Annotated in this window: 1 rRNA gene; it reads left to right on the top strand. The window is 52.0% G+C overall.

The window, feature by feature from the left end:
* Positions 1-178: 178 nt before the first annotated feature.
* Positions 179-254 (top strand): 5S ribosomal RNA (rrf, locus tag K6M89_RS30855); the annotation flags it as partial.

Below are 254 nucleotides of genomic sequence, written 5' to 3' on the forward strand. Positions count from 1 at the left end.
GTCCGGATCGATGATGCGAATAGCGAATAGGGAGTAGCGAATAGTTGCTCCCAAATCGCTCCAAAGACGTGTTCAAAACCAGCGAAAGAGAACCAAATAGCCCTATTCGCTATTCGCTACTCCCTATTCGCTCAAAACCAAATCCAGCTTCTCAAATCAAAAAGTTGCGCTTTGCCGACCTGGTGGTTATGGCGGGGTGGCTGCACCCGTTCCCTTTCCGAACACGGCCGTGAAACGCCCCTGCGCCCATGGTA

The organism is Rhizobium croatiense (assembly GCF_019793465.1).
In the GTDB taxonomy this organism is placed as follows: Bacteria; Pseudomonadota; Alphaproteobacteria; order Rhizobiales; family Rhizobiaceae; genus Rhizobium; species Rhizobium croatiense.